The organism is Streptomyces sp. NBC_00209, from assembly GCF_045206345.1.
Classification (GTDB): domain Bacteria; phylum Actinomycetota; class Actinomycetes; order Streptomycetales; family Streptomycetaceae; genus Streptomyces.
Window position 1 is genome coordinate 6,146,139 of sequence record NZ_CP108121.1, and the last position, 15,413, is coordinate 6,161,551.

Annotated in this window: 12 protein-coding genes; 6 read left to right on the forward strand and 6 right to left on the reverse strand. The window is 73.7% G+C overall.

The features are described 5' to 3' along the window. Positions 1 to 22 precede the first annotated feature (22 nt). Positions 23 to 601: an FxsA family membrane protein gene (gene fxsA / locus OG867_RS27960; protein WP_406289465.1), complete on the forward strand. Its 579-nt coding sequence runs from the start codon at positions 23 to 25 to the stop codon at positions 599 to 601. A gap of 139 nt (positions 602 to 740) precedes the next feature. Here the strand turns inward: fxsA and OG867_RS27965 are convergent, their stop codons facing one another. The 4 genes from OG867_RS27965 to OG867_RS27980 form a co-directional block, all read right to left on the reverse strand. Further along, a complete protein-coding gene (locus OG867_RS27965; RefSeq protein WP_003959706.1) occupies positions 741 to 1,115 on the reverse strand; it encodes an RNA polymerase-binding protein RbpA in 375 nt (124 codons plus the stop codon). A gap of 274 nt (positions 1,116 to 1,389) precedes the next feature. Further along, positions 1,390 to 2,766 carry an MFS transporter gene (locus OG867_RS27970; protein WP_406289468.1) on the reverse strand — a complete coding sequence of 459 codons (1,377 nt, stop codon included), beginning with the start codon at positions 2,764 to 2,766 and terminating at the stop codon, positions 1,390 to 1,392. 49 nt (positions 2,767 to 2,815) lie between these two features. Beyond that, positions 2,816 to 3,580, reverse strand: coding sequence for a glycerophosphodiester phosphodiesterase (locus OG867_RS27975; protein WP_328899182.1), 765 nt, complete (start codon positions 3,578 to 3,580; stop codon positions 2,816 to 2,818). Then, a complete protein-coding gene (locus OG867_RS27980) occupies positions 3,577 to 4,239 on the reverse strand; it encodes a YitT family protein (protein ID WP_406289472.1) in 663 nt (220 codons plus the stop codon). Before OG867_RS27980 ends, OG867_RS27975 begins: the two co-directional genes overlap by 4 nt. Positions 4,240 to 4,341: 102 nt before the next feature. Between OG867_RS27980 and OG867_RS27985 the strand changes: the two genes are divergently transcribed. Next, positions 4,342 to 5,841 (forward strand): PLP-dependent aminotransferase family protein, encoded by a 1,500-nt coding sequence (locus OG867_RS27985; protein ID WP_406289475.1) that lies wholly within the window; start codon positions 4,342 to 4,344, stop codon positions 5,839 to 5,841. Between the two features lie 55 nt (positions 5,842 to 5,896). On the opposite strand, the gene OG867_RS27990 is transcribed toward OG867_RS27985, so the two are convergent. Together OG867_RS27990 and OG867_RS27995 are read right to left on the reverse strand one after the other, a co-directional pair. Beyond that, positions 5,897 to 7,516, reverse strand: a complete 1,620-nt coding sequence (locus tag OG867_RS27990) for a hypothetical protein (RefSeq protein WP_406289477.1) — start codon at positions 7,514 to 7,516, stop codon at positions 5,897 to 5,899. A gap of 37 nt (positions 7,517 to 7,553) precedes the next feature. Continuing rightward, positions 7,554 to 7,748: a hypothetical protein gene (locus OG867_RS27995; RefSeq protein ID WP_018103962.1), complete on the reverse strand. Its 195-nt coding sequence runs from the start codon at positions 7,746 to 7,748 to the stop codon at positions 7,554 to 7,556. A 243-nt stretch (positions 7,749 to 7,991) separates the two neighbouring features. On the opposite strand from OG867_RS27995, the gene OG867_RS28000 reads away from it, so the two are divergent. The 4 genes from OG867_RS28000 (at position 7,992) to OG867_RS28015 (ending at position 15,382) form a co-directional block, all read left to right on the forward strand. After that, positions 7,992 to 8,384, forward strand: coding sequence for an ankyrin repeat domain-containing protein (locus OG867_RS28000; protein ID WP_330311228.1), 393 nt, complete (start codon positions 7,992 to 7,994; stop codon positions 8,382 to 8,384). A gap of 250 nt (positions 8,385 to 8,634) precedes the next feature. Then, positions 8,635 to 10,056, forward strand: coding sequence for a HEAT repeat domain-containing protein (locus tag OG867_RS28005; protein ID WP_406289482.1), 1,422 nt, complete (start codon positions 8,635 to 8,637; stop codon positions 10,054 to 10,056). Between the two features lie 99 nt (positions 10,057 to 10,155). Then, positions 10,156 to 13,785 carry a hydantoinase B/oxoprolinase family protein gene (locus tag OG867_RS28010; protein WP_406289484.1) on the forward strand — a complete coding sequence of 1,210 codons (3,630 nt, stop codon included), beginning with the start codon at positions 10,156 to 10,158 and terminating at the stop codon, positions 13,783 to 13,785. Positions 13,786 to 13,855: 70 nt separating this feature from the next. Then, positions 13,856 to 15,382, forward strand: a complete 1,527-nt coding sequence (locus OG867_RS28015) for a hypothetical protein (protein ID WP_406289487.1) — start codon at positions 13,856 to 13,858, stop codon at positions 15,380 to 15,382. Positions 15,383 to 15,413: the final 31 nt, after the last annotated feature.

Consider the following 15,413-nt stretch of genomic DNA (forward strand, 5'->3'; position numbering starts at 1 on the left):
CGTGGCCAGGCACACTGGGGGCATGACGACCGGCACACCGCCCCCGACCGCCCGCGGGCGCTCGCGCGCCCGGACCTTCGTACCTCTCGCCGTCGCCGCCTGGGCGGTGCTGGAGATCTGGCTGCTGATCCTGGTGGCGGACATCGCGGGCGGGCTGACCGTCGTGATCCTGCTGGCCGCCGGGATCGTGCTCGGCGCCGCGGTGATCAAGGGCGCGGGCCGCCGGGCCTTCCGCAACCTCACGGAGACGCTTCAGCGGATGCCGGGACAGCCGGGCGCGGACGGCTCCTCGCCCGCCGCCCCCGAGAGCGGCCGGGGCAACGGCTTCCTGATGCTCGGCGGGCTGCTCATCATGATCCCCGGCCTGCTCTCGGACGTGGCCGGGCTGCTGCTCCTGATCCCGCCGGTGCGCACGGCACTCAGCCGTTACGCGGAACGCTCGCTGGACCGCCGCATGCGGACGGCCGCCCCCGGCGGCTTCTCGGACGCCTTCCAGCAGGCCCGCATCCACCGCCCCGACGGCAAGGTGGTCCAGGGCGAGGTCATCCGCGACGAGCCCTCCGGCCCGGACGACGAGCCGCGCCCGCCGCTGACGCGGTGACCCCGCTATTTCAAGCCCGTCCGGCGATTGAGGACAATCCTTGACGCAGGCCGGGACGGGCCGCAGCAAACGACAAAGCCGCGGGCCCGGTACACATTCGTACCGAACCCGCGGCCTGCCGCGGAACCGTGCTAACGGGTCACGCAGACTTCCTGCTGTCCCGAGGATGCACAGCAATATTCATCGCCCCGGAGCGCAGGACGGCCAGCCGTTCGGCCAGCACCTCCTCCAGCTCCTCGCGCGTACGCCGCTCCATGAGCATGTCCCAGTGCGTACGCGCGGGCTTACCCTTCTTCTCCTCGGGGCCATCCCCGTCCACCAGGAGTGCCTGGGCGCCACACGCCTTGCACTCCCACTCCGGCGGAATTTCCGCCTCTACCGAGAACGGCATCTCGAATCGATGTCCGTTCTGGCATGCGTACTCCACCGCCTGGCGCGGGGCCAGATCGATGCCGCGGTCCGTCTCGTAGCTGGTAACCACGAGTCGCGTGCCGCGGAGAGCTCGCTCACTCATGAATCGTGCCTCCCGGGCTTGTCGCCCACAGGACAGGTGTCGCTGTCGTCGTCAATCGGTCAACGTCCGGTCGGCGGCAAAGATTCCCGTTGCCGGTCATGTGTCGCCCGTCGAACCGCTGATTTTCAGGTTTCCCAGGGTTCAAGTACCCGCCCATACCCGGTTTGTCACCTTTGACGGAAGTTGTCACCCAACGGTTCGCGAAGTTCCACTCGCCGTAACGGTCACCCGGGGCAGGCCAAAGGCGTACACTACCGGCCTTTTACTTCAACGTCTAAATTCGCTCCGGTACGGGGTTTCCCGCCGCCGCCACCGCCTCCCTGAGCGGGACCCGCGCGAGCAGCACCGAACCGACGACGAAGAAGACCACCAGCGAGATGATCGCGTCCCGGTAGCTGCCGGTCAGCTGGTAGGCGAGCCCGAAGACCAGGGGCCCCAGCCAGCTCAGACCCCGGTCGCTCATCTCGTACGCCGAGAAGTACTCGGCCTCCTTGCCGCGCGGCACCAGATGCGAGAACAGGGAGCGTGACAGCGCCTGGCTGCCGCCCAGCACCAGGCCGATCGCCGCCGCCAGCACATAGAAGAAGACGGGCGACCCGGCGGGCAGGAAGTACCCGGCGACCAGGATCAGGGTCCACACCACCAGCGAACCCAGGATCGTCTGCTTCGCGCCGTACACCCGGGCCATCCGGCCCATCGCCAGCGCCCCGGCCACCGCCAGCACCTGCACCAGCAGCACCGCCGTGATCAGCGTCGACTGGCCGAGGCCCAGCTCCTCGGAGCCGTACACCGACGCCTGCGAGATCACCGTCTGCACGCCGTCGTTGTAGACCAGGTAGGCGAGCAGGAAGGACAGGGTCAGCGGATGGCGGCGCATGTCCGCCAGCGTGGCCCGCAGCTGCCGCCACCCCGAGCCCGTCGCCGCGCCCCGGCCGCCCGGCGCCACCCGGCGGTCGCGCAGCCGGCGCAGCGGGATGACGGTGAAGACGCCCCACCAGAGGCCCGCCGACGCCAGGCAGACGCGCACCGCCTCGGACTCGGAGAGGCCGAAGGAGTCGTGGCCCGAGTACAGGATCAGATTCAGTACGAGGACGAGCGCCCCGGAGGTGTAGCCGAACGCCCACCCCCGCGAGGAGACGTCGTCGCGCTCCTCGGGCTCCGCGATCTGCGGCAGGTAGGAGTTGTAGACCATCATCGCCACCGCCGTCGCGGCGTTCGCCACGATGAGCAGGAAGGCGCCGAGCAGATAGCGCTCCCCGGCCAGGAAGAACATGGCGGTCGTCGCCGCGGCCCCGGTGTACGCCGTCGCCGCGAGGAGCGGCTTCTTGCGGCCCGTACGGTCGGCCGCCGCGCCCACCACGGGCATCAGGACGATCGCCAGGACGAGCGAGGCCGACACCGCGTACGCGAACAGCGACCCGGCGCGCACCGGGACGCCGAGCGGGTGGACGAAGCCGTCCGGGTCCGCGGCGGCCTTGGCGACCGAGGTCAGGTACGGGCCGAGGAAGACCGTGACGACGCTCGTGGAGTAGACGGAGCACGCGAAGTCGTAGAAGTACCAGCCGCGCTGCTCCCTGCGCCGCGCGGCCCGGCCGTCGGGGCCCGCCGCGCCCTCGGCCGGCTCGGCGGTGTCTGCGGTCCCGGCCGTCATGGCGCCCCCTGGAATCTCCCCGTGAAGACAGCGGCCGGCCGGCGGCGGGTCAGGCCCAGGCCCCCCGCTCGCTCAGCACCGTGCGCAGCGTCTCGATGTGATCGGTCATGATGCCATCCACCCCCAGGTCCAGGAGAGCGGCCATCCGTTCCGGTTCGTTCACCGTCCACACATGCACCTGGAGCCCGCGCGCATGGGCCTCGCGCACGAAGCGGCGGTCGACCACCCGGATGCCGTTCTGGCGCTCCGGCACCTGCGCGCACACCGCTCCGGCGCGCAGCGCGGCCGGGATGCCGTACGAGCGCAGCCGCAGCCCGAGCACTCCGCGCACGCCGTACGAGGTGGCCAGGCGCGGGCCGCCCAGCCGCTGCGCCCTGGCGACCCGGGCCTCGGAGAACGAGCCGACGCACACCCGGTCCCAGGCGTCCGTCGCCCGGATCAGCTCCAGGAGCGGCAGGAGGGCGGCCTCCGCTTTCACGTCCACGTTCCACCGGGCCTCGGGGAAGGTCTCCAGCAGCTCCTCGAACAGCGGCAGCGGCTCGCGCCCGGCGACCCGGGCCCGGCCTATCTCGCTCCACGGCAGCTCCGCCAGACGTCCCCGGGCGTCCGTCACCCGGTCCAGCGTGGCGTCGTGGAAGGCGACCAGCCGGCCGTCCGCCGACGCGTGCACATCGGTCTCGAAGTAGCGGTACCCGGCGTCGGCGGCCCGGCGGAAGGCGGCGGCCGTGTTCTCGATGCCGTCCGCGGCCCCGCCCCGGTGGGCGAACGCGAGCGGAACGGGGTGGTCGAGATAGGGGTGGCGTTCGGAGGTCACCGCCGCAGTATGGACCGCCGGGGCGCGGGCGTCCCGGCCGAGGGGGCGCTTTCCCCGGGGATCGCGAAGACCCGCAGGAAGACCTGGGCGAGCGGGCCGATGGCCAGGGCGTACAGCACCGTGCCGACACCGAGGGAGCCGCCGAGCAGGAACCCGGTGACCACGACGGCGATCTCGATCGCCGTGCGCACCAGCCGGATCGACTTGCCGGTCCGCCGGTGCAGCCCGGTCATCAGCCCGTCCCGGGGGCCGGGGCCGAACCGGGCGCTGATGTACAGCCCCGTCGCGACACCGTTCAGCACGATCCCCGCCGCCATCACCCCGGCCCGCGCCACGAGGCCGTGCACCTCGGGGACCAGGGCGAGCGTGCCGTCCATCGCGAGGCCCACGGCGAACACGTTGGACACCGTGCCCAGGCCCGGCCGCTGACGCAGCGGGATCCAGAGCAGCAGCACGATCGCCCCGATGATGATCGAGACCACCCCGATGCTGATCCCGGTGCGCTCGGCGAGCCCCTGGTGCAGCACGCCCCACGGCTCCAGGCCGAGACCGGCGACGACCAGTAGGGCCGAGCTCGCCCCGTACAGCGCCAGCCCCGCGTACAGCTGGACCAGCCGACGGGTGAGGTGCGCCCCCTGCGGGGCGAGGGTGTCGGACAAGGGGTGCCCCCTGGTGTGGTGGTGTTGGACTGCTCCGTGTCACTCTGTGGCAGGGGATTGGCCGCCAACCATGGCCAATCCGAGGAAGGTGGACTGATTCTCATGGCGCAGTGGACTTCGGCGGTCGGCGCGGCCCAGCTGGCCCGGCAGCTCCAGGCCCAGCAGCAGCGGCCGGCCGGGCCCGGCAGCCGCCGCCCGCCCGCCTACCGCGCCCTCGCCGACGGCATCCGGCTGCTCGTCCTGGAGGGCCGGGTCGCGGTCGCCGCCCGCCTCCCCGCCGAACGCGAGCTCGCCCTCGCCCTCGCCGTCAGCCGCACCACGGTCGCCGCCGCCTACGAGGCGCTGCGGGCCGAGGGCTTCCTGGAGTCCCGGCGCGGCGCGGGCAGCTGGACGGCGGTCCCGGCGGGCAACCCGCTGCCCGCCCGCGGCCTGGAACCCCTGCCGCCCGAGGCCCTGGGCTCCATGATCGACCTGGGCTGCGCCTCGCTGCCGGCCCCCGAGCCCTGGCTGACCCGGGCCGTCCAGGGCGCCCTGGAGGAGCTGCCCCCGTACGCCCACACCCACGGCGACTATCCCGCCGGTCTGCCCGCCCTGCGCCGGATGATCGCCGAACGCTACACCGCCGACGGCATCCCGACCATGCCCGAGCAGATCATGGTCACCACCGGCGCGATGGGCGCCATCGACGCCATCTGCCACCTCTTCGCGGGACGCGGCGAGCGCATCGCGGTGGAGTCCCCGAGCTACGCCAACATCCTCCAGCTGATGCGCGAGGCGGGCGCCCGGCTGGTCCCCGTCGCCATGGAGGAGGGGCTCGGCGGCTGGGACCTGAACCGGTGGCGCCAGGTCCTGCGGGACGCCGCGCCCCGGCTCGGCTACGTCGTCGCGGACTTCCACAACCCGACCGGGGCGCTGGCCGACGAGGAGCGCCGCCGGGCGCTGGTGGACGCCGCCCGCTCGGCGGGCACGGTGCTGGTCGTCGACGAGACGATGCGGGAGCTGCACCTCGATGAGGACGTGGCGATGCCGCGCCCGGTCTGCGCGTTCGACCCTGCGGGCAGCACGGTCCTGACCGTGGGTTCGGCCAGCAAGGCGTTCTGGGCGGGCATGCGGATCGGCTGGGTGCGGGCCGCGCCCGACGTGATCCGCAGCCTCGTCGCCGCCCGTGCGTACGCCGACATGGGCACCCCCGTCCTCGAACAGCTCGCGGTGAACTGGCTGATGGGCACCGGCGGCTGGCAGGAGGCCGTGCGGCTGCGCCGGGAACAGGCCCGGGAGAACCGCGACGCGCTCGTCGCGGCCGTGCGCCGGGAGCTGCCGGAGTGGGAGTTCGCCGTGCCCGCCGGCGGGCTCACGCTCTGGGTGCGCACCGGCGGCCTCTCCGGCTCCCGGCTCGCGGTGGCCGGCGAGGGGGTCGGGGTGCGGGTTCCGTCCGGGCCCCGGTTCGGGGTCGACGGCGCCTTCGAGGGCTATGTACGGCTGCCGTTCACGGTCGGCGGCCCGGTCGCGGACGAGGCGGCCCAGCGTCTCGCCCAGGCGGCCCGGCTGGTCGGCGCGGGCGGCGGGGCGGGCGCGGAGGCACCGCGTACGTTCGTGGCGTGAACGACGGAGGAGGGCCCGGCGCGCCGCCGGGCCCTCCTCCGTCGCTGCCACGCGTTCAGTCGCCGACGGCCACGGCCTCCAGCGCGACCGGTGCCGCCACGGCCTCGACCGGCGCCGGTTCCGGCGCCCCCGCCTCGACCGGCGCCGGTTCCGGCGCCCCCGCCTCGACCGCCGTGCGCCGCTCCGGCAGCAGGCTCAGCACCGCCGCGCGCTGCGCCTCGTTCGTGGCGTCGTCGTACGGGTCGGGCGTGGCCGGGACCTGGATGCGCAGCACCGGACCGGCGCCGAACCGGGCGTAGCCGCGGCCGGCCGGGGCGTCCGGCGGCGGGGTGGTGTGCGGTCCGGTGCCGAGCACCGACTCGACCTGCTCGGCGGTGCACTCGCCGAGCACCACCCGGGCCCTGGTGTGCGTCCGGACGGTCTCGCCGAGGCCGTCGAGGTGGTCGAACGCCTCGGCGAGGACCACGACGACATGGGCGGCCCGGCCGTGCCGCAGCGGGATCTGGAGCAGTTCCCGCACGTCGGGCGTGCCGTCTCCGGCCGGCCGGGCGAGCGCGCTCGGCCGGTCCAGCAGGATCCAGAGCGGCCGCGTCAGGTCCTCGGGGACCGGGTCCCCGGCCTGCCGGGCCCGGTTCGCCTCGATCAGCCGGCGTTCCGTCTCGTTGGCCGCCCACTCCAGCGTGGAGAGCGCGCCGGCGGGCCCGCACTCGACGGCCAGGACGCCTTCGCGCCCGGTGAAGCAGGCGTACTCGCCGGTGCCGCTGCCCTCCACGATGAGGATGTCGCCCTGCTGGAGCGCCTGGAGGGCGATGGACCGCAGCAGGGTGGTGGTGCCGCTGCCGGGCTGCCCGGCGACGAGCAGGTGCGGTTCGGTGGAGCGGGGGCCGGTGCGCCAGACGACGCCGGGCGCGTCCCGGGTGCCGGCGTCGTCGCTCACCGGGAGGGTGCGCGGTACGGCGTCCTCGTCCGTGAAGCCGAGGACGGTCTCGCCGGGGGCGGTGACGAAGCGCTGCGCGGTGAGCGAGGTCGGCAGGGCGTCCAGGACGCTCATCACGAGCCGGTTGCCCTCCTCGTCCCAGCTGAACCGGTACTCCCGGCCGCGGCCCGACTTGGCGTGCAGCAGCTGTTCGATCCGGGCCCGGGACTCGGGCTCGCTGTCGGTGAAGTACGCGGGATACGCGACCTGGAGGCGCGAGACGCGGCCGTCGCCGTCGAACTCGTAACCGCTGAAGACCTGCTCCCACTCGCCGCCGTGGCTGAACAGCGGGCCGGGGTCGTCGGCCGTCGAGAAGTACGGCACGAGGGCTTCGTACAGGGAGCGCAGCCGGGCGGTCTCCGCCTCGTCGGGGCCGGTCCTGACGGGGGTGCGGTCGCGCCCCTTCCACGCGGCTGCGCCCATCACCGTGACGAGGGCCAGCACCGGCCCGTACGGGATGAGCGCGACCACGAGCACGCAGGCCGCGACGAGGAACAGCGTGGGTCCACGCCGGTCCTTGGGCGTCGCGGCCCACTTCTGCCGTCCTGCGCCGGCCAGCAGCCGCAGACCGCGCGTGAGCGTGATCAGCGGATGGAGCACATCGGTGGCGCTGTCGGCGGCCGTGCGCGCGAACTCTCGACTGCGAGTGATCGAAGCGCTGCCGCTGCTCAGAATGCGGGGGAGTGGTCGCCTGGCCACGTCTGTCTCCTGAAGGGGTCGGTGCGGAGGCGGAGGGTCAGAACTTGATCCCGCCCAGGAGTCCGGCCAGGCTCGCTCCGCCCGCGGTGATGCTCGGTGCGATGGCGGTCCCGGCCAGGTAGAAGCCGAACAGGGCGGTGACGAGGGCGTGCGACGCCTTGAGGCCGTCCTTCCTGAAGAACAGGAAGACGATGATGCCGAGGATGACGACGCCGGACATGGAAAGGATCATGAGTGTTCTCCTGGTTGGAGGGGACGGTCACCATGAGTCCTTCCAGGCTCACCCCAAGTATCCATAAGATAAAAGGTGCAATCGGGTGAAAAGGGTGATTATCCACCCGATCGGCGGAGGGGGAGCCCGCTCCTGATCATGGGCTCGCCCGGGCAGTACCCTGTCGGTTCACTCGCACGGCCCCCGCCGTGCACGGGCCGGCCGCCGACGGCGGCCCGAACGGTCAAGGAAGGCGGTACCCCGATGAGCGACGTCCCCGATCCCGAGGTCGTGGAGCTGGCCTCCAAGGTGTTCGACCTGGCACGCGCCGGCGACGCCGACGCCCTCGCCGCCTACGTGGACGCCGGGGTGCCCGCCAACCTCACCAATGACCGGGGCGACTCACTGCTGATGCTCGCCGCCTACCACGGCCACGCCCCCGCGGTCACCGCTCTCGCCGCCCGCGGCGCCGACCCGGGCCGGGCCAACGACCGGGGCCAGACGCCCCTCGCCGGAGCCGTCTTCAAGGGCGAGGAAGCGGTGATCCGCGCCCTCCTCGACGCGGGCGCCGATCCGGCCGCCGGAACGCCCTCCGCGGTCGACACCGCACGCATGTTCGGCAAGGACGACCTGCTGGAACTCTTCGGCGCCCGCTGAACGGGTACGTCGTAAATGTGGTCGCGGTGGCGAAATGGCTGGGTCATCATGACGTCGCGGGCCCGATCCGGGCCACCCGACGAGAGGCAGAGGAAGATGCTCTACACCAGGCGGAAGACGGCGGTCGGCGAATCATGTTGCTGTGCGGCCTAGGGCGGACACGCCCTAGGGCTCGCCCCAGTGCTCGTCCCGGAGCACGTGGAACTGCACAGTCCCGGTTGTGTCGACAGCTTGATGTGAGGCTTTCCCCATGTTCGATCCGTTCATAGCGCCGAGCGGCACCCTGCTCGGCCTGCTCCAGAGAGGCCGCGGCGACGGCACGCTCCACGCGCTCGCCGCACCGCGCTCCGAGGCCCTGGCGGCTCTCCACCACTGCGTCCTGAGCGACCCGCGCCACGACTGGCAGGTGGAGAACCGTTCCCTGTACTACGCGCGCCTCCACCTCGACCTCGACGGCGGTGTCGAGGAGATCGAGCGGCACCTGACCGACCCCGAGGACCACCTCGACACCGAGGACTCGCGGACCGGCCTCGCCCTGTCCGTCCTCGGTCACCTCGCCTCCTACGGGCGCGGCGACGCCCTCGCCCTGCTGCGGCGCTACGCCGCGACCGGCTCCAACTGGGCCTGGGCCCTGGACGAGCTGGCCCTGCGCGACGACGACGCCGGACTCCGCTCCCTCGCCGAGCCCGTGCTCGCCCGCTTCCCCGACGACCCCGAGGGCCGCGCCGAGCTGGCCGCGACCGTGCGGGACGCCTACGAGCCCCGCCCCTGGCGCCTCTGGGCCGACGACCCGCGCGAGGCCGTCGGCGCCCGCGTCCGGGCCGCGTCCGAGCAGGGGTCCTTCGACCGCTGGCAACGCCAGATGCGGCCCGGCGGCCCCCGGCCCGGCTGGAGCGTCCAGGCGGTCTTCGACTGGGCCCAGCAGGGGCTTGAGCGCGGCAGCGTGCTGCACGTGCCGGCCGCCCGCTGCCTCGCCGCCGTCGCGGGCCCCGAGGACCGGTCCGGAATCGTCGCGGCCGCCCGCAGCGGACCCGACGCCGCCCGCTGCGCGGCCCTCCACTACCTGGCCGCCGAGGTCCGCGACCCCGTCGTGCTCGACCTCATCGAGACCGCCGCCACCGAACCCCGGGGCACCGTCGCCGACGCCGCCGTCGCCGCCTTCGAGCGCATGTGCGGCGAGGACGCCGTGGAGCGCGCCCGCCGCTGGGCCCGCAGGCCGGACGCGCTCGGAGCGTCCGCCGCCGGAGTGCTGGCCGGCCGGGGCGGCCCGCAGGACGCCCCGGCGGTGCTCGGCGCGCTGCGCGACGCCGTACGCGGCGACGGACCCGACGCGCCACGGCTGTGGGCGCTCGTGGACGGCGCCGGCCGCCTCGGCATCGCCTGCGCCGCACCCGTACTGCGCCACATCTACCGGGAGACGTCCTCCTCGCAGCTGCGCGGCCGGACCGCCCGGGCCCTCGCCGCCACCGACCCGTCCTTCGCCACCGGGTTCGCCGTCGAATGCCTGTGGGACTGCGAGGAGACGACCCGCGAGGTCGCCGCCCACCACGCCGAGACCGGTGACCTGCGCGTCGCCGAGCGGCTGCGCCGCCTGGCCGCCGACCCCGCCGAGGAGGCCGAGGTCCAGTCGGCGGTACGCAGCAGGATCGGCCCGGACGCCCCGGCGGTCTGACCGGCGACATCCCGCGGTACCCCAGGAGCGCAGCGCGTCGGGGGCGCGCCGCTCCCCGCCCTGCTCCGCGATCACCGGACGGCGGGCCAGTATGGGGGCATGACGGGGCGCTGGGAGTTCTGGATCGACCGTGGCGGCACCTTCACCGACGTGGTGGGGAGGCGCCCCGACGGAGAGCTCGTCACCCGCAAACTCCTCTCCCACGACCCGGACCGCTACCGCGACGCCGCCGTCGCCGGCATCCGGCTGATGCTCGGGCTCGGACCCGACGAGCCGGTCCCCGCCGACCGGGTCGCCGCCGTCAAGATGGGCACCACCGTCGCCACCAACGCCCTGCTGGAACGGCGCGGCGAACCGACCGCCCTGGTCATCACCGAAGGCTTCCGGGACGCCCTGCGCATCGCGTACCAGAACCGCCCCCGCCTCTTCGACCGCCGCATCCTGCTTCCGGAAGCCGTGTACGACCGGGTCATCGAGGTCCCCGAGCGCATCGACGCCCACGGCCGCACCGTCACCCCGCTCGACCGCGAGGCCGTCGCCGGACTGCTCCGCGAGGCCCGCGCCGACGGGCTGAGCAGCGCGGCCGTCGTCCTGATGCACGGCTACCGCCACCCGGCCCACGAGCAGGCCGTCGCCGCCGAGGCCAGGGCCGCCGGCTTCACCCAGATCAGCTGCTCCCACGAGGTCAGCCCGCTGATCAAGCTCGTCCCGCGCGGCGACACCACCGTCGTGGACGCCTACCTCTCGCCGATCCTGCGCCGGTACGTCGACTCGGTCGCCGCCGAACTCCCCGGCATCCGGATCATGTTCATGCAGTCCAACGGCGGCCTGCGCGAGGCCGCCCACTTCCGGGGCAAGGACGCGGTGCTCTCCGGACCGGCCGGCGGCGTCGTCGGCATGGTCCGCACCTCCGCCCAGGCCGGCCACGACCGGGTCATCGGCTTCGACATGGGCGGCACCTCCACCGATGTCTCGCACTACGCGGGCGAGTTCGAACGCGAACTGGGCACCGAGGTCGCCGGTGCCCGGATGCGCGTCCCCATGATGAACATCCACACCGTCGCGGCCGGCGGCGGCTCCGTCCTCCACTTCGACGGCCGGCGCTACCGGGTCGGCCCCGACTCCGCGGGCGCGGTCCCCGGCCCCGCCTGCTACCGCCGGGGCGGGCCGCTGACCGTCACCGACGCCCAGGTCATGCTGGGTCGCATCCGCCCCGCCCACTTCCCCGCCGTCTTCGGGCCGGACGGCGACCAGCCCCTCGACGCGGACATCGTGCGCGAGCGCTTCGACGAACTGGCCGAGGAGGTCGCCCGGGCCACCGGCACCAAGCGGACGGCGGCCGAGACCGCGGCCGGCTTCCTGGAGATCGCGGTCCTCTCCATGGCCAACGCCGTCAAGAAGATCTCCGTACAGCGCGGCCACGACATCACCCGCTACGCCCTCACCGGCTTCGGCGGCGCCGGCGGCCAGGCCGTCTGCGCCGTCGCCGACGCCCTCGGCATCGACACCGTCCTCGTCCCGCCGCTGGCCGGGGTGCTGTCCGCGTACGGCATCGGGCTCGCCGACGCCACCGCCATGCGCGAGCAGTCCTTCGAAGCCGCCCTGGACGCGGACTCCGAGCCCCGGGTGCGGGAGCTGTGCGCCGAACTCGCCGCCCGTACGAGCGCCGACCTGCGCGCCGACGGCGTGCCCGCCGACGCGATCACCACCCGCGCCCGGGTCCTGCTGCGGTACGAGGGCACCGACGCGAGCCTGCCCGTCGCCCTGGACACGGCCGCCGCCATGACCGACGCCTTCACCCGCGAGCACCGCGCCCGCTACGGCTTCACGGCCGACCGGCGGCTCGTCGTGGAGACGGTCTCCGTCGAGGCCACCGGGACCGCCGGCGGCCACGCCGAGCTCCGGCCGGCCGGGCGGGACGAGGGCGCCCCCACCACACCCCGCCCCCACGACACCGCCCGCATGTTCGCGGAGGGGCACGAGCAGGAGGCCCCGCTCCACCGCCGGAACGACCTCAGGGCCACCGACGTCGTCACCGGCCCCGCCGTCATCGCGGAGGCGGACGCCACCACCGTCGTGGACCCCGGCTGGCGGGCCGAACTCGCCGCCACCGGCCACCTCGTCCTCACCCGCGCCCGCCCGCGCCCCGCCCGGCAGGCCGTCGGCACCCAGGTCGACCCGGTGATGCTGGAGGTCTTCAACAACCTCTTCATGTCCATCGCCGAGCAGATGGGCGTGACCTTGGAGAACACCGCCCGCTCCGTCAACATCAAGGAGCGCCTCGACTTCTCCTGCGCCCTGTTCGACGCCGACGGCAACCTGATCGCCAACGCGCCCCACATCCCCGTCCACCTCGGCTCCATGGGCGAGTCGATCAAGGAAGTGCTCCGGCGCAACGCCGCCACCCTGCGTCCCGGCGACGTCTACGCCATCAACGACCCGTACCACGGAGGCACCCACCTCCCCGACGTCACCGTAGTGACACCCGTGTTCGACACGACCGGCGACGGACCGGTGCTGCGCTTCCTGGTGGCCTCGCGCGGCCACCACGCCGAGATCGGCGGCATCACCCCCGGCTCCATGCCCGCCTTCAGCCGGAGCGTGGACGAGGAGGGCGTCCTCTTCGACAACTGGCTCCTGGTCCGGGACGGCGCCTTCCGCGAGGACGCCACCCGCGACCACCTCACCACCGCCCCGTACCCCTCCCGCGACCCCGAGACCAACCTCGCCGACCTGCGCGCCCAGATCGCCGCCAACGAGAAGGGGATCGCCGAACTGCGCGCCGTGACCGACCAGTTCGGCACCGAGGTCGTGGACGCCTACATGGGCCATGTGCAGGACAACGCCGAGGAGTCGGTGCGCCGCATCATCGCCGGGCTCGGCGACGGCCACTACCGCTACGAGACGGACGACGGCGCCGTCATCGAGGTGACCGTCACCGTCGACCGCGAGGCCCGCGACGCCGTCATCGACTTCACCGGTACGTCCCCGCAGCAGCCGGGCAACTTCAACGCCCCGAAGTCCGTGGTCATGGCCGCCGTGCTGTACGTCTTCCGCACCCTGGTCGCCGAGGACATCCCGCTCAACAGCGGCTGCCTGAACCCGCTGGAGATCCGCATCCCCGAGGGCTCCATGCTCGCGCCCGTCCCGCCCGCCGCCATCGTCGCCGGCAACGTCGAGACCTCGCAGGCGGTGACCGGCGCGCTGTACGCGGCCCTCGGCGTCCAGGCCGAGGGCTCCGGCACCATGAACAACCTGACCTTCGGCAACGACCGCGTCCAGTACTACGAGACCGTCGCCAGCGGCTCCGGCGCCGGCGAGGACTTCGACGGCACCGACGCCGTCCAGACCCACATGACCAACTCCCGGCTCACCGACCCCGAGATCCTGGAATGGCGCTACCCGGTCCGGCTGGAGAGCTTCCGGGTGCGCGAGGGCAGCGGGGGAGCGGGCCGCCACCGGGGCGGCTGCGGCGTCGAGCGCCGCATCCGCTTCCTCGAACCGGTCACCCTGGCCCTCCTCACCGGACACCGCCGGGTGCCCCCGTACGGCATGGCGGGCGGCGAACCCGGCGCCCTCGGCAGCCAGCACATCGAACGCGCCGACGGCGGCCGCACCGAACTGGCCGCCCGCGACAGCGCGGACGCCGGCCCGGGCGACGTACTGGTACTGCGTACGCCCGGGGGCGGGGGTTACGGGGAGCGGGGCGGGGAGAACACGGGGAACTGACCGGTCCGCCGGGAGCGGCCCTTCTGCGCCGTTTCGACCGTTGTCGGTGCGAGGACCTAATCTGTGCACCGTGACTTCGCCTGCCTACACGGACAACGCTGCGCCCCAGCTCAGCGCGGGGCCGCGGCCCGCACCGGGCCCGGCCGCCGACGAGGGGCTGTCCCGGCGGCTGCGCGCGCTCGCCTGCACGGCGCCGCTGCACGACCTGGACGTCCGCAAGGCGAACCTCGCCGGTGAGTACAGCGGCTACGCGATGGCCGAGGTCGCCCTCGCCGCGATCGACCACGTCACGCTCAACATGGACTTCGACACGGGCGCGGACCACGACCAGATAGTGACCAGGCTCCTCCCGCGCGTCGCCGCCCAGGCCCCCGCCCGCCCCGCCGCCGAGCACGAACGGGTCGCCCGCTGGGTCCTGGAGAACCTGATCAACGTCGGCAGCGTCGACCGCGGATTCCGCGCGGTCTACGGCACCTTCGGGCCCGACGGCGCCTACGTCCGCCGCGACTACGACTTCAAGCTGATCGAGGAGGTCCCCGGGCACGGCGGCAGCGTCTACCTCAGGGCCACCGACGAGGCGGTCAACGTCCTGGTCGGCGCCCTCGACACCGACGTCACCAGCGCCCAGATCGCCGCCGAGGTCAAGCTGGAGGTCCTGATCAGCCGGGGCCGCCTCGCCGACGCCCAGCTCGCCGCCGAACAGGCCCGCTACCGGACCGTGCAGTACGCGGAGACGCTCCGCAGGACGCTCGACGCCACCCGGCGCAACGTCCGCGCGGTCGACTGGCTCAACGCCGTGCCCGACATGATCGCCGAGGCCCTGGACCACGTCGCCGACCGCTACCGCCACGAGAACGCGATCCTGACCAACATCCGCAAGGCCCGCGACGAGGCCGAGGACCCCGAGCACAAGCGCCGCGCCGCCGAGCTGGTCGACATCGTCAAGGACTGCATCCGCCGCCACACCCAGCTCCAGTCCCGGCTCCTGGAGGCCGGCCCGCTCTTCCGCGCCGAGCAGGACCGCCAGGCGTTCGCCGCCCCCGCCGTCCGCACCGGACTCGACCTCTACGGGCAGCTCCTCGGCCCGCTGCTACCGCTCCCGGTCGAGCGGGCGAGCCGCGCCACCGATGCCTTCTTCGCCCACGGCACCGGCCTGCGCACCCCGGTCTCCGTACGGGTGGGCGACCTGGTCGACCTGCTCCTCAGCCCGCCCCCGGCCCGCGAACACCTCGGCGCCGAGATGCCCGAGCCGGACCTGATCGCCACCCCGGACGACAGCCGCTTCAGCGAGGAGCAGCTGGCCGCCGCGATGGAGCTGCTCGACCTGGAGCACGACGCGCCGCGCCGGCTCTCCGGGCTCCTCGCCGACGCCCGCCGCCGCGACCCCGACCTGCCCTACCTGGTCGCCCTGCTCGCCGTGCACGCCGCGAGCCCCCCGGTCGGCACCGCCTACCGCCAGGGCGAGCGCCGCCTGCTGTTCTCCGTGGACGACGGCACCCCGCTGGACGACGAGGAGTTCGGCGGCGCCGACCTGATCGTCGGCACGGCCCTGCTCGACGCCGCCGGCATGGCCGCCGACCGCTCGGAGGCTTCGTGACAGCCCGGCCGCCCGCAGCCACTTTCCGTAC